Below are 21,913 nucleotides of genomic sequence, written 5' to 3' on the forward strand. Positions count from 1 at the left end.
CGTGGGACGACACAGCCGCAAGGGCCCGGTTTCCCCGGGCCCGCAGAGCGGTACGCCGGGCACGGCGGCCGGTTCGGCCACCGGCGGCGACCGGCGCGAGCGCCCCGCCGGCCCGTTGGAACCGAGCACTCCTTTCGACCCGTTCGGTCCCGGTCAGCACACCGCCGTCGGTCACGGCGCGCCGCAGGTGCGCGGCGGCCATCCCGAACAGCGTGAGCCCGGCGGCGGTTGGGGTTCGGGGCAGCGCTACGGCGACTGGCAGGGCGCGGCGGCGCGTCCCGGGGCGACCGCGGGGCGGGCGGGGGCAGGGCGGTTGACCAATCCGGTCACCGGCGCGCCGATGATCCCGGGCCCACGACGGGAGTTCGTCGACGCGTTCGACACCTTCGACGCTTTCGACGCGCCGCCCGTCGGCCGGAGTCCTGGCCCAACTGCCGCCGGTACGAAGGACGAAGCACCGGGCGATGCCCCTGACCCGGACCCGGCCCCCGACCCGGCGGGGCCCGACGAGCCCGCATCGCCGGGCCCCGGCGCCTCCGACGAGGCGCAGCCGGCGAAGGGCGGCAAGGGGCGCACCTTCACCGGTATCGCCGCCGCCGCGGTCACCACCGTCCTCGCGATCGTCGTGGCGGGCCAGGTCGCCGACGGCGGCAAGCAGCCCACGGCCAAGGCCGACGGTGCGGGCGACATCGCCGCCAGGGCCGGTACGCAGACGGTGCCGCCGCCGCGCCCGGTGAAGGCCCCGCCGGCGGCCCCGACGTACACCCAGCTCATGGCCGAGCAGTTCCCGCTCTCGCCGAAGCTCAAGGCGTCCGGCCGCTTCACCCCCGTCTCCGGCGCGGTGAAGGCCCCCGGCAAGGGGGAGAAGTTCCGCTACCGCGTGGACATCGAGAACGGCCTCGGTCTCGACGGCGCGCTCTTCGCCGACGCCGTGCAGAAGACCCTGAACGACGACCGGAGTTGGGCCCATGACGGGGCCAAGACCTTCGAGCGGATCTCCACCGGCAGACCCGACTTCGTGATCACCCTGGCCAGCCCCGGCACCACCGCCGTCTGGTGTGCCAAGTCGGGTCTGGACACCACCGAGGACAACGTGTCCTGCGACTCGGCCAGCACCGACCGGGTCATGATCAACGCGTTCCGCTGGGCACAGGGCTCGAAGACCTTCGGCGCCGCCGCGATGTACCCGTACCGGCAGATGCTGATCAACCACGAGGTCGGCCACCGGCTCGGCCACAGCCATGTGACATGCCGCACGCCGGGGGCCCTGGCGCCTGTCATGCAACAGCAGACTAAGTCCCTTGATATCGACGGGATCACGTGCCGTCCGAACCCCTGGGTCTTCCCCAAAGGCTGACATCACGGACCCGGCCGCCCTTTGACAGAGGGGGTCGGGTCCTCCATATTTCTCGGCATGCCGTCCCGCCACGCAAGCTTCTGCGGTCACATCGCCATTGAGCTGACGCTCATCGGTGTGACGCCGCTGTGCGTGGCCGACATCCTCTGTCGCTGACGCCCGCCTCCGCGCGCGCCGGCGTCGCGTCCCGTCAGTACCCCTGCCTGGCCTCTCGCCGCGTGTGCGGGCCCGTTCCAACCGGCCCCACCCCCCGCAGTCATCCGCTGTTCCCACAGCACTCCGAGAGGTCTTCCGATGCGTCGTCAACCGTCCCTCATATCCCGCCGCCTGGCAGCGGCAGCCGTCGGCCTGGTCGTCGTCGCGGGCGCCGCGGCCTGCGCGGGACCCAAGGACAACAGCTCCAAGGACGGTGACGGGACCGGCGGCAAGCCGCAGAAGGGCGGCACCCTCTCGGTGCTGAACACCACACCGCTGACCGACTTCGACCCGGCGCGGCAGTACACCTCCGGCGGCGGCAACATCCCCACGCTCGTCTTCCGCACGCTCACCACCCGCGGCCCCGGCTCTGGCCCGGCGGGCAACAAGGTCGTCCCCGACCTCGCCACCGACACCGGCCGTCCCAACGCCGACGCCACCGAGTGGACGTACACACTCAAGGACGGGCTGAAGTTCGAGGACGGCACCCCGATCACCAGCGCCGACGTCAAGTACGGCATCGAGCGCTCCTTCGCCGCCGAACTCTCCGGCGGCGCGCCCTACTTGCGTGACTGGCTGGTCGGCGGCGCCGACTACCAGGGGCCGTACAAGGACCCCAAGGGCCTCGCCTCGATCGTGACGCCCGACCCGAAGACCATCGTCTTCAAACTCTCCAAGCCCGAGGGTGACTTCCCGCTCCTCGCCACCCAGACGCAGTTCACGCCCGTGCCGAAGGGCAAGGACACCGGCGCCAAGTACGAGACCCACCCGATCTCCTCCGGCCCCTACAAGGTGGTCAAGAACGAGGGCGACGGCGAGCACATGGTCCTCACCCGCAACACCAACTGGTCGCAGAAGACGGACCCGAGGCGCCAGCAGTACCCCGACACCATCGACGTGAAGTCGGGCCTCGACCCGTCCGTCATCAACCAGCGGCTGTCCACCAGCACCGGCGCCGACGCGTCGGCCGTCACCACCGACACCAACCTCGGCCCCGCCGAGCTGGCGCAGGTCTCCGGCGACAGCGCGCTCTCGAAGCGCGTGGGCACCGGGCACTTCGGCTACACGAACTACCTGGCCTTCAACACCAAGGTCAAGCCGTTCGACAACGTCAAGGTGCGCCAGGCGATCTCGTACGCCATCAACCGCACCAGCGTCATCAACGCGGCGGGCGGCTCGGCGCTCGCGGAGCCGGCCACCACCTTCCTGCCCGACCAGGAGGCGTACGGCTACGCGCCGTACGACCTGTTCCCGGCCGGCAAGTCGGGGAACCCGGCCAAGGCCAAGGAGCTGCTGAAGCAGGCCGGTTACCCGAACGGTCTGACCGTCACGCTCACCCACTCCACGCTGGAGGACCGGGAGAACAGCCCCACCATCGCGACGGCCGTGCAGGAAGGGCTGAAGCAGTCCGGCATCACCGTCAAGCTGGACGGTCTTGAGAACAACGCCTACAAGGACAAGACCCGCACCGCCGCGAAGGCGCCCGGCTTCTTCCTCGCCCACTGGGGCGGCGACTGGCCCTCGGGCGGTCCGTTCCTCGCGCCGATCTTCGACGGCCGGCAGATCGTGAAGGACGGCGCGGGCAACTTCAACCACGCCCAGCTCGACGACCCGGCGGTCAACAAGGAGATTGACGACATCAACAAGCTGACCGACCCGGCGGCCGCCGCCAAGCGCTGGGGCGCGCTGGACAAGAAGCTCGGCGGGGAAGCGCTCGACGTGCCGCTGTTCCACCCCGTCTACAAGCGGCTCGTCGGCAAGAACGTCAAGAACGTCGTCATCAGCGACTGGACCGGCGTGCTCGACGTGTCGCGGGTCGCCGTCAAGTGACCACGGCAGATCTGCTGGTGTCCGAGGCGGCGGCGCCCGCCGCCTCGGACGCGCGCCAGGTGTGGCGCCGGCTGCGGGCCAGGCCCTCCGCCCTCGTGGCGGCCGGTGTGCTGGTCCTGCTCGTCGTCCTCGCCGTCGCCGCACCGCTGTTCGCCGCCCTCGAAGGCCAGGACGTGAACACGTACCACGACGCGCTCGTCGACTCGGCGCGCGGCGGGGTGCCCACAGGATCGTTCGGCGGGGTCAGCGGCGACCACTGGCTCGGGGTCGAACCCGGCACCGGACGCGACCTGTTCGTCCGGCTGATGTACGGGGCCCGGGTCTCGCTGCTCGTCGCCCTCGGCGCGACGGTGGTGCAGCTCGCGATCGGGGTCACCGTCGGGCTGTGCGCGGCGCTCGGCAACCGGTGGCTCGACACGTTCCTCAGCCGGGTCACCGACGTGATGGTCGCGCTGCCGCTGCTCGTCCTCGGCATCGCCCTGACCGCCGTCGTACCGTCCGGGTTCCCGCGCCCGCTGCTGCTGATCCTGATCATCGGCCTGCTCAACTGGGGCGGTACGTCCAGGATCGTGCGGGCGCAGACGCTGACCCTGAAGGAACTCGACTTCGTGGCCGCTGCCCGGCTCGGCGGCTCCGGGCGGTGGCGGGTCGCGCGGCGCGAACTGCTGCCGTCGCTCGCCGCGCCCGTCATCACGTACGCGTCGATCCTGGTCCCCTCGAACATCGTCATCGAGGCGTCGCTGTCGTTCCTCGGGGTCGGCGTCAAGCCGCCGACCCCGTCCTGGGGACAGATGCTGTCCGGCGCGACGACCTGGTTCCGGGCCGACCCCATGTATGTGCTGCTGCCGGCGGCGGTGCTGTTCGTGACCGTCCTCGCCTTCACCGTGCTGGGTGACGGGGTGCGCGCCGCGCTCGACCCGCGCGAGGCCAGCAGGCTGCGGATCGGCCGCGGGCGCCCGCGCACGTCTTCGAAGGGTGCCGCCTCGTGACGCGCTATCTGCTCAAGCGGCTCGGCGGCGCCGTGCTCGTGCTCCTGGTGCTGTCCGCCGTGATCTACGCGCTGTTCTACATCGCGCCCGGCGACCCGGCGCGCCTCGCCTGCGGCGACCGCTGCTCGCCCGCGCAGGTCGCGCAGGTACGGGGACAACTCGGCCTCGGCGACCCGGTGTACGTCCAGTACGCGCACTTCGTCCAGGGCATCTTCGCCGGGCGCGACTACTCGTCGGGCACGGCCGCGCTGCACTGCGACGCACCCTGCCTCGGCTTCTCGTACCAGAGCGACCAGCAGGTCACCGACCTGCTGCTGGAGAAACTGCCGGCGACGCTGTCGCTCGCCGTCGGCGCGATGGTCGTGTGGCTGGTCATCGGCATCGGCACCGGGCTGCTGTCCGCCCTGCGGCGCGGCGGGATCACCGAACGCGCGCTGACGCTGCTGACCCTCGCGGGCACCAGCACACCGGTGTTCATCCTCGGGCTGCTGTTCCTGATGGTGGTCTGCGCCTATCTGAAGTGGCTGCCGTTCCCCTCGTACGTGCCACTGACCGAGGACCCGACGCAGTGGGGCTGGAACATGCTGCTGCCCTGGCTCACCCTCGGCCTCTTCGAGAGCGCCAAATACGCCCGGCTGACGCGCAGTTCGACGCTGGAGACCCTGGCGGAGGACCATATCCGCACCTTCCGCGCCTACGGCGTCGGCGAGCGGGCGATCATCGCGCGGCACGCGCTGCGCGGCGCCGTGCCGCCCGTCATCGCGCTCAACGCCCTCGACCTCGGCACGGTCCTGGGCGGGGCGGTGCTCACCGAGTCGCTGTTCGGCATCCCCGGGGTCGGCAAGACCCTGATCGACGCCGTGCGGGAGATCGATCTGCCGGTGGTGGTGGGGGTGGTGCTGGTGACCGGTACCGCCGTCGTCCTGGCGAACGTCCTCGCCGACCTGCTGTACGCCGTGGCCGACCGACGGGTGGTTCTGCGATGACTCTCGAACACAACACCGGGGCCGGGGACCCGGCCGAGCCGCTGGTCGTCGTGGACGGCCTGACGGTGGACTTCGCCACCGGGGCCGAGGCGATCAGGGCCGTCGACGACCTGTCGTTCACCCTCGAAGCCGGCGCGGCCCTCGGCCTGGTCGGCGAGTCCGGCAGCGGCAAGAGCACCGTGGCCGCGGCCCTGCTCGGCCTGCACCGGGGCACCGGCGCCGAGGTGGGCGGCGACGTCCGGGTCGGCGGTACGGCGGTGAACACCGTCCCCGAGCGCCAACTGCGCGCGCTGCGGGGCGCGGTGGCGGCGATGGTCTTCCAGGACCCGCTGTCGTCCCTCGACCCGTACTACGCCGTCGGCGACCAGATATCCGAGGTCTACCGGGTGCACACCCGGGCCTCCCGCAAGGCCGCGCGTGCGCGGGCCGTCGAAGTCCTCGACCGGGTCGGCATCCCCGACGCGGCGCGCCGGGCGGGCGCGCGGCCGCACGAGTTCAGCGGCGGGATGCGGCAGCGGGCGCTGATCGCGATGGCGCTGGCCTGCGAACCGCGGCTGCTGATAGCCGACGAGCCGACGACGGCCCTGGACGTCACGGTCCAGGCGCAGATCCTCGACCTGCTGCACGACCTGCGCAGGGAGACCGGCATGGGGCTGCTGCTGGTCACCCACGACGTGGGGGTGGCGGCCGAGAGCGTCGACGACGTGCTCGTGATGCGGCACGGCAGGCAGGTGGAGCGCGGCCCGGTGGCGACGGTCCTCGGCGCGCCGCGCGAGGAGTACACCCGCGCGCTGCTCGCCGCCGTACCGAGGGTCGACGCCGCCGTGTCCCGTACCGCAGCGCCGGCCGAGGAACCGCCGCTGGTCGAAGCCGTCGACCTGCGCAGGGAGTTCCGGCGCGGCAAGCAGACCGTCAGCGCCGTCGACGGGGTCTCACTGACCGTACGGCCGGGGGAGACCCTGGGCATCGTCGGCGAGAGCGGCAGCGGCAAGACCACCCTCGGCCGGATGCTCGTCCGGCTGCTGGACCCGACGTCCGGCCGGCTGACCTACCGGGACCAGGAGATCGGGACGCTGTCGGAGAAGGAGCTGCGGCCCTACCGGCGGGAGCTCCAGATGGTCTTCCAGGACCCGGTCTCCTCGCTCAACCCGCGCCGCTCCGTGGGCGAGTCCGTCGCCGACCCGCTGCGCGCCGCCGGCGTGCTGGACGACGCGGCGGTCATCGAGCGGGTGCGCGAGCTGCTGGAGCGGGTCGGCCTCGACCCGGACCGCTACGACCGCTATCCGCACGAGTTCAGCGGCGGCCAGCGCCAGCGCGTCGGCATCGCCAGGGCGCTGGCGGCCGAGCCGCGGCTGATCGTCTGCGACGAGCCGGTCTCGGCCCTCGACGTGACCACCCAGGCGCAGGTCGTGGCGCTGCTCGCGGAGCTCCAGCGGGAGCTGGGCCTGGCGCTGGTCTTCATCGCGCACGACCTCGCCGTCGTACGCAAGGTCAGCGACCGGGTCGCGGTGATGCGGCACGGCAGGATCGTCGAACAGGGCACCGTTGACCGGGTGTACGGATCCCCCGAGGACCCGTACACCAAGCAGCTGCTCGCCGCCGTGCCCGCACTCGACCCCGCGCTCGCCGCCGTGCGCCGCGCGGCACGCAGGGAACTGACCGGAGAGCCGGCCGCCGCCTGACCTTGCCGCCCGACCCCGCCCCGCCTGACCCCCCTGCGTGACCTTGCGTAGTCGAAAAGCACCGTAGCGCCACAGAACGCGCCCGGTACGCATAAGTTACGTGCATTCACCCCTTCCAGTGGTGCGACGGACAACCGTCCGTCGCACCACGGTCATATCCGCTTACGGTCGTCCCGCTGCGAGTCGCCGGATCAACGGCGGCCTTCCACAAGGGAGATCGGGGGTGTGATCGTGCGGATCGGACTGCTCACCGATGGTGGTTATCCGTACGCGACGGGTGAGTCCAGGCTCTGGTGCGACCGGCTCGTGCGCGGGCTCACACAGCACGAGTTCGACATCTACGCGCTCAGCCGCAGCGCCCAGCAGGAAGGGCGCGGCTGGATAGCACTGCCGCCCCAGGTCCGGCAGGTGCGCACGGCGGCGCTCTGGGCCCCCGCCGACGACGGCAGGACGTACGGCCGCCGCGACCGCCGCAGGTTCGCCGCGCACTTCAAGCAGCTCGCCGCCGCCATCTGCGCCGCCGGCGAGGACCCGGCCGCCGCGGACGACTTCGCCGCAGGGCTCTACGGACTCGCCGACCTGGCCAGGGAGCGCGGCGGGCTGTACGCGGCGCTCCGCTCCGAAGTCGCCGTCCGGCTCCTCGAAGCGGCCTGCCGTGCGCCCGGCGCGCGCCGGAGCGTGCATGCCACCGGCGTCACCGGCTACCTGGCCTTCGCCGACCATCTGGAGCGCGCCCTGCGCCCGCTGTCGCTCGACTGGTACGCCGACGGCGACGGCAGTGGCGGCGGGGACGGCGACAGCAGCGCCGGCGGTCTCGCGGGCGTCGACCTCTGCCACGCCGCCTCCGGCGGCTCGGCCGCCCTGCCCGGCCTGCTGGCCAAACGCTTCTTCGGGGTACCGCTGCTGGTCACCGAGTACGGCGTCCAGCTGCGCGCGCACTACCTCGCCAGCGGCGGCTCCGCCGCCGAACCGGCGGGAACGGCCGCCCTGGGCGCCCCCGTACGCGCCCTGCTCGCCGGATTCCAGGGCCGGCTCGCCGCCGAGGTCTACCGGCAGGCGGCCGTCATCACCCCCGGCAACGCGCACGCCAGGCGCTGGCAGGAGCGGTGCGGCGCCGACCCCGCCAAACTGCGCACGGTCTACCCCGGCATGGAGGCCGAGCGGTTCGCCGCCGTGGGCGAGAGCGACGACGGCGGCGACACCGACACCGTCGTCTGGGTCGGCAGGATCGAACCGGCCAAGGACCTCGTCTCCCTGCTGCACGCCTTCGCCGACATCAGGACCGCGCGGCCCGGCGCGCGGCTGCGGATCATAGGCGCCCCCGCCCAGGGCGCCGAGGCCGCCGACTACCCGGCCCACTGCCGCGCCCTGGCGGCCCAGCTCTTCCCCGACGAGGCGCCGGACGCGCACGCGGTCGGGGAGAACCCGGTCTCCTTCGAGGAGATCGGGTGTCCCGAGGCGCCCGAGCTCCCCGACGCGTACGCGGCGGGGAGCGTGGTCGTCCTGTCCAGCATCGTCGAGGGCTTCCCCCTCAGCCTCGTCGAAGCGATGTTCTGCGGGCGCGCCACGGTCTCGACCGACGTCGGGGCCGTCGTCGAAGTCATCGGCGGCACCGGACTCGTCGTACCGCCGCGCAACCCGAAGGCGCTCGCCGACGCCGTCGTCGGGCTGCTCGCCGACGACGAGCGCCGCGAGCGGCTGGGCGCGGCGGCCCGTGCCCGCGCCGTCGAACTCTTCACGGTCGAGCAGAATCTCGCCGCTTTCCGCTCCATCTATCTCGAAATCGTCTCGCACGCCCCCGTACGCCGCCCGGCCGAGGCCGTCGGCGCCGACGGAGCACCGCTGCCCTTCGCCCACCCGGCCGAGGGACATGTGCCGAGCCGCTGGCCGGTCGGCGCCACAGCGGGCACCACGGCCGGCGCGGGGGAGAGCGATGTCTGACGGAGGCACCACCATGACCGAAGCCCGCACCACCTCTGTGCCGGAACCCTCGTCGAGCAGCACCACCATGACCGTCCCCGTCCCTGCCGTACGGCGCGGGCCCGCCGACCCGGTGATACTGCTGATGCACCGCCACCGGCGGCTGTGCGAAGGCGCCGTCGACCCGCTGGAGATCGCCGCCGGGCTCGAAGCCCACGGCATCACCGACCGGACAGCCGCCCGCTTCCGGCACCGCGACGTCTTCTCGCTCGCCGAGGAGCTGTACGCCCGCGTCCCGCGCGACGGCGACCGGGCGGCCGCCGTCCTGCGCGCCCCGAAACAGCCGGTGCCCGTCGCCGACGTGCGCGCCGGCCGGGCGAGTTCGGCCCGCCGGCTCACGCTCTCGCTGCTGCCGGGCGCCGTCAGCGCCCTCACTCTCGCGGGACTGCATCGCACGAGCGGCCAGACCCAGCTCGCGATAGCCCTGGCGGGGGCCTTCGCCCTGTCCGGCGCGCTGTCGAGCGCGCTGCGCCGAGGGCCGCTGCGCACCACCGGGCGCCGGGTCCCCGCCGCAGGTCTCTGGGTCTACTGGCTGCTCGCCTATCTGGTCTGCGGCGACGGGCTGCTCGACGCGCTCGTCGCCGGCGGCCCGCACGGGCCGTGGCCGGCCACCCTGACCCCGCTCGTCGGACTGTCCTTCGCCGTCGCCCCCGCCGTCTGCTGCGCCCACCTCTTCTCCGTACACGCCAGGCGCCGGCTCGCCGACAGCAGCGGCCTCGCCGACTTCGCCGCGGGAGCCAGGCCGCTGCTGCTCGCGACCGTCGCCCTCTACGCCTGCGCGCTGACCGGCATCGTCCTGCTCAGCACCCTCGTCCTCGGCGCCGGGGCCGCGCTCGCCCCGACCCTCGCCCTCGGCACGCTGCTCATGCTCGCCCGGCTGCTCACCGTCCACGGCTACCCCGACCCGGCGGCGGCCGGACTCGTCTGCGCCTGCCTCGCCGAGGCCCTGGCCTGCCTGTCCGTGGCCGCCGGACGCATCCCCGGCTGCGGCCCGGTCGCCGCCCCCGTCACCGACGTCGTACAGGCCTGGGGAGCGGGCGCCGTCCCCGCACTCGCCTGCGCGGCGGCCGCGCTCGTCCTGCTCGCCCACGCCGTCGTCACCCTCGGCAGGGCCTCGGCCCACACCTGACCCCGCCCGCACCCCATGCGACATCCCGCTGCAAGGAGAACGAACGAGATGACCCCGCAATCCCCAGCTCAGACCCTTCGGCGCAGAGGGGCGGCACGATGAGGGTCCTGCTGCTCGGCGCCAACGGATTCCTCGGCCGGTTCGTGGCCGACCGGCTGCTCGCCGACCCCGCCGTGCATCTCACCGCCCTGGGCCGCGGCGACGACGCCGACGTACGGTTCGACCTCGCGGGCGGCAGCCCCGGAGCGCTCACCCGCTTCCTGGACGCCGTCCACCCCGGGGTCGTCATCAACTGCGCCGGTGCCACCCGGGGCGGGGCGCGCGAGCTGATCCGGCACAACACCGTCGCCGTCGCCACCGTCTGCGAGGCGCTGCGCCGCAGCGGCTGCGGCGCCCGGCTCGTCCAGCTCGGCTGCGCCTCCGAGTACGGCCCGTCGCCGCACGGCTCGTCCACGGCCGAGGACGCCGTACCGCGCCCCGGCGGCCCGTACGGGGTGAGCAAGCTCGCCGCCTCCGAACTCGTCCTGGGCGCGGGGCTCGACGCCGTCGTGCTGCGGATCTTCTCGCCCGTGGGACCCGGCACCCCGGCGGGCTCACCGCTCGGCCGGCTCGCCGAGGCGATGCGCCGCGCCATGCAGGGCGGCGACGGTGAGCTGAAGCTCGCCGGGCTCGGCGTCCAGCGGGACTTCGTGGACGTACGGGACGTGGCCCGCGCGGTGCACGCCGCGTCCCTCTCGGCAGCGCAGGGCATCGTCAACATCGGCACCGGACGGTCCGTGAAGCTCAGGGACGCCGCCGCCGTGCTGGCCAGGGTCGCCGGATACGCGGGCGCGCTGCACGAGTTGGACGCCCCGGGCCCCGCCCGGCACGGCCACGCGCCGATCGGCGCCCAGCGCGGCGAGTCCGCGCCGGAACAGCTCGGCGCGGGCCCGTTCCCCTACCCCGACGGCTGCGGCAGCTGGCAGCAGGCGGACGTACGCACCGCGCGCGACCGGCTCGGCTGGCGCCCGCGGATCAATCTGGAGGAGTCGCTGGCCGACATCTGGATGGAGGCGGCGTGCCGTATCTGACCACGACAGGTCAGCGCCTCTCCGCCACCGAGGCCGGCGAGGTCGGCCTCGGTGTCCCGGGCTACGCGCATCCGCTGCTGGCGCCCGCCGAATGGGCCGGACTCACCCGGCCCGCCACACCGCTGCACTGGGTCGTGCTCAACGTCGCCCAGGGCCCCGGCGTCCGGCCCGACCCGCACTGCCTCGACGCGGCGGGACGGCTGACCAACGCGGGCGTCCGGGTGCTCGGCCATCTCGACCTGGCGTACGGCAGCCGCCCGTTCGGCGAGATCGTCGCCGAGGCGCAGCGCTATCTGGACTGGTACCGCGTCGCCGGCTTCTCCCTCGACCGGTGCCCGGCCGACCGGGCGGACCTGCCGGCGGTACGGCGGATCACGGCCACCCTGGAGACGCTGGTGGACGGCGCGCATGTCGTCCTCGGCCACGGGACGCATCCGTACCCCGGATACGCGGAGGCCGCCGACCAGTTGGTGACCTTCTCCGGGCCGTGGAGCGACTACCGCTGGTCGCAGGCGGCCGAGTGGACGGCCGGCTATCCGCCGGAACGGTTCGTCCACCTCGTCCACGGACTGCCCCGCACCCACCTGGACGAGGCGATGCGCGTCGCCCGCTGGCAGGGCGCGGGAACGATCTTCTTCACCGACCGGACGGGCCCGCAGAACCCGTTCGAGGCGCTGCCCGGCTACTGGGACGCAATCGTCTCGCGGGTCGGACCTGGTGTCTCGGAATGAGAAGGGCCGTGGCACTGTTACAGAGAGAACAGATTACTGAATGAACGACCAACCCCCTTGTAGAGGTCCCTGTGTCGCTGCCCCCCTTGGTCGAGCCCGCTGCTGAGCTCACCGTCGACGAGGTCCGCAGGTACTCCCGTCACTTGATCATCCCCGATGTCGGGATGGACGGGCAGAAGCGGCTGAAGAACGCGAAGGTGCTGTGTGTGGGGGCCGGTGGCCTCGGCTCCCCGGCCCTGATGTACCTGGCGGCGGCCGGTGTCGGCACGCTCGGCATCGTGGAGTTCGACGAGGTCGACGAGTCGAACCTGCAGCGCCAGATCATCCACAGCCAGTCCGACATCGGCCGCTCCAAGGCCCAGTCGGCGCGTGACTCCGTCCTCGGTATCAACCCGTACGTCAACGTGGTCCTTCACGAAGAGCGGCTCGAAGCCGAGAACGTGATGGAGATCTTCGCCCAGTACGACCTGATCGTGGACGGCACGGACAACTTCGCCACCCGCTACCTGGTCAACGACGCCTGCGTGCTGCTGGACAAGCCGTACGTCTGGGGTTCGATCTACCGCTTCGACGGTCAGGCGAGCGTCTTCTGGTCGGAGCACGGCCCGTGCTACCGCTGCCTCTACCCGGAGCCCCCGCCCCCCGGCATGGTCCCCTCCTGCGCCGAGGGCGGCGTGCTGGGCGTGCTCTGCGCGTCCGTCGGGGCGATCCAGGTCACCGAGGCGATCAAGCTGCTGACCGGCATCGGCGACCCGCTGGTCGGGCGGCTGATGATCTACGACGCCCTGGAGATGCAGTACCGCCAGGTCAAGGTCCGCAAGGACCCCGACTGCGCGGTCTGCGGGGAGAACCCCACCGTCACCGAGCTGATCGACTACGAGGCGTTCTGCGGCGTCGTGTCGGAAGAGGCCCAGGAGGCGGCGGCCGGTTCGACGATCACTCCCAAGCAGCTCAAGGAGTGGATGGACGACGGCGAGAACATCGAGGTCATCGATGTCCGCGAGCCGAACGAGTTCGAGATCGTCTCGATCCCCGGCGCCAAGCTGATCCCCAAGAACGAGTTCCTGATGGGCAACGCCCTGGAGCACCTGCCGCAGGACAAGAAGATCGTCCTGCACTGCAAGACGGGTGTGCGCAGCGCCGAGGTGCTCGCCGTGCTGAAGTCGGCGGGCTTCGCCGACGCCGTGCATGTCGGCGGCGGGGTCGTCGGCTGGGTCAACCAGATCGAGCCCGAGAAGCCGATCTACTAGATTCACCGTCCTACTGGATCCACCGTCAGGTCGCGCATCGCGCGTACGCGGGGCCCGGACCGTACGCGGTCCGGGCCCTGCGTCGGCTGTGTGTGGTTACTTGCAGACGGTGCCGGCCTTGGGCACCGTGCCGTTCAGCAGATAGCCGTTGACGGCCTTCTGGATGCACGCGTCGCCGCTGTCGTAAGCGCCGTGCCCCTGGCCCTCGTAGGTGATCTCCACGCCGACGCCCTTGCCCAGCGCGTCCGCCATCGCCTTCGCGCCCGCGTACGGCGTCGCCGGGTCACCGGTGTTGCCGACGACGACGATCGGGGCCGAGCCCGGCGCGCTGACGTCCGGATGCTTCCAGGTGCCCGGCACGGGCCACTCGGAGCAGCTCATGACGCCCCAGCCGAGGAAGTCGCCGAAGACCGGCGATGCCTTGCGGAACTCCGGGAGCTTGGCCTTCGTCTGCGCGAGCGTGTAGCGCTCCTTGGAGTCCACGCAGTTGATCGCCGCGTTCGCCGCCTGGATGTTGCTGTACCTGCCCTGCTGGTCGCGGCCGTTCATCGCGTCGGACAGCGCGAGCAGCAACCCGCCGTTGCCGCCGTCCGCCTCGTCGAGACCCTGTTCGAGCAGCGGCCAGTACTCCTTCGAGTAGAGCGCCTGCGCGACGCCGTTGGTGGCCTGGGTCTGTGTCAGCTTGCGGTTGCCGATGCCGGCGATCGGCTGCTTGTCGAGCCGGGCGAGCAGCGAGGAGATGAACCCCTCGATCTGCTTCGGGGTGCTGCCGGGCAGCGTGCAGGCGTCGCCGCGCGACACACAGTCCTTCGCGAAGTTGTCCAGGGCGAGCTGGAAGCCCTTGGCCTGGCCGAGGGAGCTCTGCTCGGAGTCCTGCGTCGGGTCGACGACCCCGTCGAAGACGGCCCTGCCGACGCTCTTCGGATACAGGTGCGCGTAGACGCCGCCCAGCTCCGTGCCGTACGAGATGCCGAAGTAGTACAGCTTCTTGTCGCCCAGCACCTGGCGCATCAGCTCCATGTCGCGGGCCGCGTTGGTCGTCCCGACGTACGGCAGTTCCCGGCCCGAGTCGCGCTCGCAGCCGGCGGCGAAGCTCGCCAGGCCCTCGGTGAGGGACTTCTCCTCGGCCGCGTCGTCCGGGGTCGCGTCCTGCGCGTAGTACGCGTCGAGCTGCTTGTCGCTCTCGCACCGGACGCCGTCGCTGTCGCCGACCCCGCGCGGGTCGAAGCTGACCAGGTCGTAGCGGGCGCGCAGCTTCTCGTAGTCCTTCGCGAACGACGGCAGTCCGGTGACGCCGGAACCGCCGGGGCCGCCGAAGTTGAAGACGAGCGAGCCGATCCGGTGGCTCGTGTCGGCGGCCTTGGCGCGGATGAGGGCCAGCTTGACCGTGTCGCCGTCCGGCTTGGCGTAGTCGAGCGGGACGGTCATGAACGAGCACTGCCAGCTGACCTTGCCGGGCAGCGGGGACGGCGAGGGGCCGCCGCCCTGCTCGACGGACGGGGCGGCGCAGGTCTTCCAGTCCAGCTTCTGGGTGGCCAGGTTCTTGGGCCGGGCCGTCGGGTCGGAGCTGCCGCTGCCCCTCCCGCCGTCGGATCCGCTGTCGGAACACGCGGAGACGGCCAGGAGGGCGGCGGCGGTGACGGCGGCCAGGGCAGCGGCGCGCCGGGCGGAGGAGGTCGGCATCCCCCCATCCTGTGCCACGGCGCGGCGCGCCGCGCCCGGCGGGGTCCAAGCGGAGTAGCGCGGGACGCCTGCCGCGCCCGCCCCGTCCTACAGGGCTCCCTTGCGGGTGAGCTGGTTGAAGGACAGCCAGCCGGGCAGCACCGGCAGCCAGAACGTCATCAGCCGGAACAGCAGGACGGCGGGCGCCGCGACCTCCTTCGGCAGTCCGACGGCGAGCAGACCCAGCGTCAGGGCGCCCTCCACGGCCCCCACGCCGCCCGGGGTCGGCGCCGCCGAGCCCAGCGCGTTGCCCGCGAGGAAGACCACGGCGATGCTCGCGTAGCTGAGCTGCTGGTTGCCGTTGTCGAACGCGCGGATCGACGCGTCCAGACACATCACGAACATGCCGGTCAGCAGCAGCATCCCGCCGATGCCGGTGAGCAGCTTCATGGGCCGCTGCAATACGTCGAGCATGCGCGGCACGACACCTGCGAACAGCGAGCGCAGCCGCGTCACGACGAACTTGCGCAGGAACGGGATCGCCGTCACGACCAGCACCAGCACGGCCACCGTCAGCAGACCGGCGATCACCGTCCTGGACGGGGTGAGCGACGTCGTCTTCTCCGTACCCGTCAGATAGCCGAAGGACAGCAGCAGCAGGATGTGCGCGCCGAGCCCGAACAGCTGTGACGCCCCGACGCTCGCCACGGCGAGCCCGGGACGGACCCCCGAGCGCTGCAGGAAGCGGGTGTTGAGCGCCACACCGCCGACGGCCGCCGGTGCGACGAGCTTCACGAACGACCCGGCGACCTGCGCGATCACCGTCCGCAGGAAGCTGACCCGCTCGGGCACGAAGCCCAGCAGGCTCATCGCCGCCGCGATGTAACTCAGCGCGGAGAACAGCGCGGCCGCCGCCACCCAGCCCCAGTGCGCCTCGCCGACCACCATCGTGTAGTCGAGCTGGGTGAGCTGGGAGAGCAGGAAGTACGCGGCGACGGCCCCGGCGATGAAGGTGACGAGCGTACGGGCCCTGATCCGTTCGAGCCTGACCGGTTCGACCGGTGCCTGCGGCCGGATCAGCAGCACCTGCTGACGGATCTGCGAGAGCAGGTCCTCTTCGCGCGCCTCGTCGAGGGCGTCGTCTATGGCGCGCTTCTCCGCCTGCTTCTCGGCCCGCAGGGATTTGCGTACGGCCTTGCGGTCGCCGCCGCTGGCCGCCTTGGCCTCCGCCAGCCGGTGGCGCTTGTTCGCGTCGGACGCTTCGAGCACCGCCTCCCGCTCGCGCTGCGCGCGCTCACGGGCGAGCTTGCGCAGCGTCGCGCGGGTGGAGCGGCTCAGCGCGATCGGCTGGAGCAGTGGCAGCGAGTCGGCGACGGCGTCGGGACCCATCACCTCGACGGCGGCGGCGACCGAGCGGCGTGCGCCGACCCGTAGCCCCGTCGTGGTGAGCAGCTGCGCGGTGTCCATGCGCAGCACGACATCGCCCGCAGCGATCTCCCCGCCGCGCAGTTCGGTCAGGATCACCTGGCCCGACCGGTCGACCATGATCGCGTCGCCGGTCAGCGCGCGGTGCGCGATCCGCCGTGACTGAAGCGCCTTGACCTGGCGCCAGGCGCCGCGCAGCAGCTCGTCGGTGACGTCGTCGCTCTCGATCGAGTCCAGCGATCTGCCGCCCAGATGCTCGTAGACGAGCATGACGGCGTCGGGTCCCAGCTCGGAGGTGGCGATCAGCTTCGGTGCGTGCGCGCCCGCCGCGATGGCCGCGTAGGCGAGCAGCGCCTCCTGTTCGAGCGCCTGGCGCAGGGAGGGGATCGACCGGCGCGCGGTGATCGAGCGCAGCGTGAGCTGCCGCCACAGCCGGTAGAAGAAACCCTGCGCCTGCTGTTCCCGGTCGACGACCGTGACGTCGAGCGGCGCGCCCTCCTCCAGGGTGACGAAGTAGCGCCGCCCCCGGTCGGCCTGCTCGCCCGACTCGGCGCCCTCCTCGGCGCGCATCGCGCTGACCGGCCGGAAGCCGACCCTGCGCAGCCCCGCCATCAGGGTCTGCCCGGTGGGCCGTACGTTGGGCGAGCCGACCGCGTACAGCGTGCCGTACGCCACGGTCCAGCCGATCAGGACGGTCAGGGCGATCGAGAACGGCGTGGTGTAGCCGGCCACCAGCATGGCGAACGCGTCGAGCAGCAGCACCACCCACAGCACCACGCGCCAGCGGGGTCTGCGGGCCATGCCCACAGCCGTCATGTAGGCGATGACGGGGGCCAGATAGCCGTGCACCGGATCGGTGAGCCCGGAGCCGGCCTGCGACCTGGTCAGCGCCTCCTGGATGGAGCCCGGCGCCGCCCTGGTGACCCACAGGTCCGTGGCGAGCGTCACGCCGTGCGCGAGGACGGCGGCGAGCACGCCGTCGGCGATCCGCAGCCCGTCGCGTTTGATCAGCCGCTCGATGGCGAAGGCGACAGGGACGAGCAGCACGGCGATGCTGGAGATCAGCCCCGCCATCTTGGCCAGCAGGTCGGGCGCCTGGCCCGTACCCCTGCTGATGTCGTCCTCAAGGCCGGACGTGGTGCCGTGGGCGAAGGCCGAGAGGGCGAGCACCAGACCGATCGCGAGGATGCCGATGACCAGCCGCAGCAGGTCGGACGGCCGGTGCACCCGGGCGGCGAGCAGCGGCTCGTCGCCCGAGACGCGGTCGGTGGGTGTCACCTCGTCGTTGCAGGGCGGCTCGTAGGGATGGGCGCCGGTGTGCTCGCTCTCCTCGGGCCGGTCGGCGTCGGGGCGTGCCGGGGCGCCGGAGGGCGAACCCGTGGCGCGAGCGCGCGTCACGGGCTCCTCCGTGGAGTCCGAATCCGTGTCCTCTTGATCTCGTATCACCAGTCACCGCCCGGACGATGGTGGCACGAGCCGACGACAGACGGGGGCATCAGGGTGCATTGCGGGGGCGTGGGCCGCGCGAGATACCTCCCTTTGCGTGCGTACGTACGCGGGGTGACGGCGCGCGATCCGTGTACGCCAGGAGGGGACTGTCGGTGCCGTGGGGCAGGATGGACCGGATGACGAGCGAGGAGCGTGCAGGCGAACGGGACGAGCCGCAGCGCCTCCCGGAATACGCGGAGCGGGTACTGGACGTGGCCGAGCTGATCCCGCCCGGCCGGGTCATGACCTACGGCGACGTCGCCGAATGGCTCGGCGAGGGCGGCCCGCGCCAGGTCGGCCGGGTCATGGCGCTGTACGGCGGCGCGGTGCCCTGGTGGCGGGTGGTCAGGTCCGACGGTGTGCTGCTCCCCGAGCACGAGCTGCGGGCCCTCGACCACTATCGGGAGGAGTCCACCCCGCTGCGCGAGGCGGGGCGCGCCTCGCACGGCCATCTGCCGCGGCTCGACATGGGACGGGCGCGGTGGGACGGCGCGCGTACCGGCGGCGCGGATCCCGGAGCGGCGGATTCCGGAGCAGCGGATTCCGGCGGCACGGATCGCGCGGACGCGGAATCCGGCGGTGCGGAAGCGGGCGATGTGGCTCACACAGGACAGTTTCCGCCATCGGGCGGCCCGGCGTGAGCGCCGCACGCCATGCGGACCGATCCGCCGCGTGCCGGGCGGCGGCCCGGTAGCGTCTGAGGCATCCGCCCCGCGCACCCCGGCCGGTGCTCCCGGCACCACCAGCACCTCGTTCAGCACGTCCCCCAGCACCTCCTCCAGGACCGGCGATCCACGTGAGCTCCTCCTCCACCACCGGGCGCACCCCGGCACCGCAGCGCCGGGTACGGCAGCGGTCCACGGGTGCGTACCGACTGGTGCGCACGCCTCCGGAGCCGGTGGTCCCTCCTCAGCTGGACGCCGCACAGCGCAGGGTGGTTGACCACGGGACCGGGCCGCTGCTGGTGCTCGCGGGTCCCGGCACCGGCAAGACGACGACGCTCGTGGAGTCGGTCGCCGCGCGTGTCGCGGCGGGCGCGGATCCGGAGCGGATCCTGGTGCTCACCTTCAGCCGCAAGGCGGCGGTGGAGCTGCGCGACCGGATGGCGGTCAGGCTCGGCGGCACCCGCGGGCCGCAGGCCACGACGTTCCACTCGTTCTGCTACGCCCTGATCCGCGCGCACCAGGAGGCCGACCTCTTCACCGAGCCGCTGCGGCTGCTCTCCGGGCCCGAGCAGGACGTCGCCGTACGCGACCTGCTCGCGGGCCAGCTCGACCTGGCGCGCGAGGGCCGGGCGCGCATCGGCTGGCCGGACGAGCTGCGCGCGTGCCTCACCACGCGCGGCTTCGCCGACGAGGTGCGCGCGGTGCTCGCCCGCAGCCGGGAGCTGGGGCTCGGCCCGGACTCGCTGGCCGCCTTCGCCGCCCGTACCGGCAGGCCCGACTGGTCGGCCGCGGCGTCCTTCCTCGCCGAATATCTCGACGTCCTCGATCTGCAGGGCGTGCTCGACTACGCGGAGCTGGTGCACCGCGCGGTGCTGCTGGCGAGCCGCCCGGAGGTCGCGAAGCGGCTGACGGCCCAGTACGACACGGTCTTCGTGGACGAGTACCAGGACACCGACCCGGCGCAGGTCAGGCTGCTCGGGGCGCTGGCGGGCGGGGGCCGCACGCTGATCGCCTTCGGCGACCCCGACCAGTCGATCTACGCCTTCCGCGGCGCCGACGTGAACGGCATCCTCGGCTTCCCCGAGGCCTTCCCGCGCACCGGAGGACGGCCGGCCCCGGTGGAGGTGCTGACCACCTCGCGCCGCTCGGGCGCCGCGCTGCTGGCGGCGAGCAGGATGCTGACCCGCCGGATGCCGCTGCCCCGGCTGCCCGCGGAGAAGGCGCGGGCCCACCGCGAGCTGGCGGCGGTACGAGGCGGCGGGCGGGTCGAGACGTACACCTTCCCGACCCCGTCGGCCGAGCTGGACAACATCGCGGACATCCTGCGCAGGGCCCATCTGGAGGACGGCGTCCGGTGGAGCGAGATGGCCGTGCTGGTCCGCGCGGGCGGCCGCACCATCCCGTCCGTGCGCCGCGCCCTCACCTCGGCCGGTGTGCCGCTGGACGTCGACGGCGACGACGTACCCCTGCGCCACGAGCCCGCCGTCGCGCCGCTGTTGACGGCGCTCAGAGCGGTCGCGAGGGCGGCGCTGCGGCCGGCGCCGGGCGACCCGGTGGCGGACGGGAGCGACGCCGCCCCCTGGCTCGACGTCGAGACGGCGCTGACCCTCCTCTCCTCGCCGCTCGGCGGGATGGACGCCGCCGATCTGCGCCGGCTCGGCCGGGCCCTGCGGGACGACGAGCGGGCTGCGGGGAACCGGCTCCCGCCGCCCTCCGACGCGCTGCTCGCCCTCGCGCTCGCCGAGCCCGAACGGCTCGTCGCGCACGATCCCGCGTACGCCAGGGGCGCGCAGGTGCTCGGCGGGCTGCTGCGCAAGGCGCGTGAACTGCTCGAAGGCGGCGGCACGGCGGAAGAGGCCCTGTGGGAGCTGTGGGACGGCACGACCCTGCCGCGCAGGCTCGAACGGTCGGCGCTGCGCGGCGGCGCCGCCGGCCGTAACGCCGACCGCGATCTCGACGCCGTCTGCGCGCTCTTCGACGCGGCCGCCCGCGCCGAGGAGCGCACCGGCGGCCGTGGCGCGCTCAACTTCCTCGAAGAGCTGGACGCCCAGGACATCGCGGCCGACACCCTCAGCAGGCGGGCGGTACGCCCCGACGCCGTACGGCTGATGACGGCGCACCGCTCCAAAGGGCTGGAGTGGCGGCTGGTCGTCGTCGCGGGGGTCCAGGAGGGCCTGTGGCCCGACCTGCGGCGGCGCGGCTCGCTGCTGGAGGCCGACAGGATCGGCAGGGACGGCCTCGCCGAGCCGCTGACCCCCGGCGCCCTCCTTACCGAGGAGCGCAGGCTGTTCTACGTGGCGGCGACGCGCGCCCGTGAACGGCTCGTCGTCACGGCGGTCAAGGCCCCCGCCGACGACGGTGACCAGCCGTCCCGCTTCCTCACCGAACTGGGCGTCGAGCCACGCGACATAACGGGCCGCCCGCGCAGGCCGCTCGCCGTCGCTCCGCTCGTCGCCGAACTGCGCGCCACCACGGTCGACCCGGCGGCGAGCCCCGCCCTGCGGGACGCGGCGGCCCGCAGACTCGCCCGCCTCGCCGCCCTCGCCGACGAGGACGGCCAGGCGCTCGTCCCCACCGCGCACCCGAACAGCTGGTGGGGCATGTACGAGCCGACGCTCAGCGCGGTCCCGCTGCGTGACCGGGGCCAGCCGGTCGCGCTCTCCGGCAGCGCGCTGGAACAGCTCGCGAACACCTGCGCGCTCCAGTGGTTCCTCGGCCGCGAGGTGAAGGCGGCCGAGCCCGCGACGGCGGCGCAGGGGTTCGGCAACGTGGTGCACGTCCTGGCCGACGAGGTGGCCTCCGGACGCACCCCCGCCGACCTCGCCGTCCTGATGGAACGGCTGGACTCCGTCTGGGACGCGCTCGCCTTCGACGCGCCCTGGAAGTCCCGCCAGGAGAAGGAGCACGCGCGCGTGGCGCTCGAACGCTTCCTCAAGTGGCACGTCGGCGACCGCGGCGGCCGCACCCCCGTCGCCACGGAACACGAATTCGACGTCACGATCGAAGCCGGCGAGTACGAGGTGCGGATCAGGGGCTCCATGGACCGCGTCGAGAAGGACGTCCAGGGCCGGGCGTACGTCGTGGACTTCAAGACCGGCAAGGCGACCCCGACGAAGGAGGAGGTCGCCCACCATCCCCAGCTGGCCGTCTACCAGCTCGCGGTACGCGAAGGCGCCCTGGACGAGATCTTCGACGGCCACCGCCCGGACGCGGCGGGCGCCGAACTCGTCCAACTGCGCCAGCCGGCCCCGAAGCGCGAGGGCGGCGACGAACTCCCCAAGATCCAGGCGCAGGAGCCGCTGGCAGGCGAATGGGTGGGCGACCTGCTGGCCACGGCGGCAGGCCGCGTACTGGACGAACGCTTCACCCCGAGCACGGGCCAGCACTGCGCCCACTGCGCGTTCCGAGCGTCGTGCGGAGCGCAACCGGAGGGCCAACAGATCGTGGAGTGACAGGTGCCCGTCCGGGCGGCGC

Annotated in this window: 15 protein-coding genes; 13 read left to right on the plus strand and 2 right to left on the minus strand. The window is 72.8% G+C overall.

Annotated features, from left to right (window positions below; genetic code table 11):
* The first annotated feature begins 1 nt into the window (after position 1).
* The 11 genes from OHS57_RS25375 (at position 2) to moeZ (ending at position 13,199) form a co-directional block, all read left to right on the plus strand.
* Entirely contained in the window at positions 2–1,357 is a 1,356-nt protein-coding gene (locus OHS57_RS25375) for a DUF3152 domain-containing protein (protein WP_328583443.1), read from the plus strand.
* Positions 1,358–1,414: 57 nt separating this feature from the next.
* Positions 1,415–1,513: an Ms4533A family Cys-rich leader peptide gene (locus OHS57_RS25380; protein WP_328583444.1), complete on the plus strand. Its 99-nt coding sequence runs from the start codon at positions 1,415–1,417 to the stop codon at positions 1,511–1,513.
* Positions 1,514–1,651: 138 nt separating this feature from the next.
* Positions 1,652–3,382 carry an ABC transporter substrate-binding protein gene (locus tag OHS57_RS25385; RefSeq protein ID WP_328583445.1) on the plus strand — a complete coding sequence of 577 codons (1,731 nt, stop codon included), beginning with the start codon at positions 1,652–1,654 and terminating at the stop codon, positions 3,380–3,382.
* Positions 3,379–4,371, plus strand: a complete 993-nt coding sequence (locus OHS57_RS25390) for an ABC transporter permease (RefSeq protein ID WP_328583446.1) — start codon at positions 3,379–3,381, stop codon at positions 4,369–4,371. The genes OHS57_RS25385 and OHS57_RS25390 overlap by 4 nt, the downstream gene beginning before the upstream one ends.
* A complete protein-coding gene (locus OHS57_RS25395; RefSeq protein WP_041984729.1) occupies positions 4,368–5,357 on the plus strand; it encodes an ABC transporter permease in 990 nt (329 codons plus the stop codon). The genes OHS57_RS25390 and OHS57_RS25395 overlap by 4 nt, the downstream gene beginning before the upstream one ends.
* Positions 5,354–7,039, plus strand: coding sequence for an ABC transporter ATP-binding protein (locus OHS57_RS25400; protein WP_041984727.1), 1,686 nt, complete (start codon positions 5,354–5,356; stop codon positions 7,037–7,039). Before OHS57_RS25395 ends, OHS57_RS25400 begins: the two co-directional genes overlap by 4 nt.
* 231 nt (positions 7,040–7,270) lie before the next feature.
* Positions 7,271–8,980, plus strand: coding sequence for a DUF3492 domain-containing protein (locus OHS57_RS25405; protein WP_328585168.1), 1,710 nt, complete (start codon positions 7,271–7,273; stop codon positions 8,978–8,980).
* Positions 8,981–8,993: 13 nt separating this feature from the next.
* A complete protein-coding gene (locus OHS57_RS25410) occupies positions 8,994–10,148 on the plus strand; it encodes a hypothetical protein (RefSeq protein ID WP_328583447.1) in 1,155 nt (384 codons plus the stop codon).
* Between the two features lie 98 nt (positions 10,149–10,246).
* A complete protein-coding gene (locus OHS57_RS25415) occupies positions 10,247–11,218 on the plus strand; it encodes an NAD-dependent epimerase/dehydratase family protein (RefSeq protein WP_328583448.1) in 972 nt (323 codons plus the stop codon).
* On the plus strand, positions 11,206–11,949 hold the full coding sequence (locus OHS57_RS25420) for a spherulation-specific family 4 protein (protein ID WP_328583449.1): 744 nt from the start codon (positions 11,206–11,208) through the stop codon (positions 11,947–11,949). The genes OHS57_RS25415 and OHS57_RS25420 overlap by 13 nt, the downstream gene beginning before the upstream one ends.
* A 71-nt stretch (positions 11,950–12,020) precedes the next feature.
* Positions 12,021–13,199, plus strand: coding sequence for an adenylyltransferase/sulfurtransferase MoeZ (gene moeZ, locus OHS57_RS25425; protein ID WP_041984716.1), 1,179 nt, complete (start codon positions 12,021–12,023; stop codon positions 13,197–13,199).
* A gap of 96 nt (positions 13,200–13,295) precedes the next feature.
* Here the strand turns inward: moeZ and OHS57_RS25430 are convergent, their stop codons facing one another.
* Complete coding sequence (locus OHS57_RS25430) at positions 13,296–14,882, minus strand: alpha/beta hydrolase (RefSeq protein WP_328583450.1); 1,587 nt, start codon at positions 14,880–14,882, stop codon at positions 13,296–13,298.
* An 87-nt stretch (positions 14,883–14,969) separates the two neighbouring features.
* On the minus strand, positions 14,970–17,684 hold the full coding sequence (locus tag OHS57_RS25435) for a lysylphosphatidylglycerol synthase transmembrane domain-containing protein (RefSeq protein WP_328583451.1): 2,715 nt from the start codon (positions 17,682–17,684) through the stop codon (positions 14,970–14,972).
* A gap of 227 nt (positions 17,685–17,911) precedes the next feature.
* On the opposite strand from OHS57_RS25435, the gene OHS57_RS25440 reads away from it, so the two are divergent.
* A complete protein-coding gene (locus OHS57_RS25440) occupies positions 17,912–18,415 on the plus strand; it encodes an MGMT family protein (RefSeq protein WP_443042966.1) in 504 nt (167 codons plus the stop codon).
* A 155-nt stretch (positions 18,416–18,570) separates the two neighbouring features.
* Positions 18,571–21,891 (plus strand): ATP-dependent helicase, encoded by a 3,321-nt coding sequence (locus tag OHS57_RS25445; protein WP_328583452.1) that lies wholly within the window; start codon positions 18,571–18,573, stop codon positions 21,889–21,891.
* The last annotated feature ends 22 nt before the right edge of the window (positions 21,892–21,913 follow it).

This window comes from Streptomyces sp. NBC_00370 (assembly GCF_036084755.1).
Taxonomy (GTDB): Bacteria; Actinomycetota; Actinomycetes; order Streptomycetales; family Streptomycetaceae; genus Streptomyces.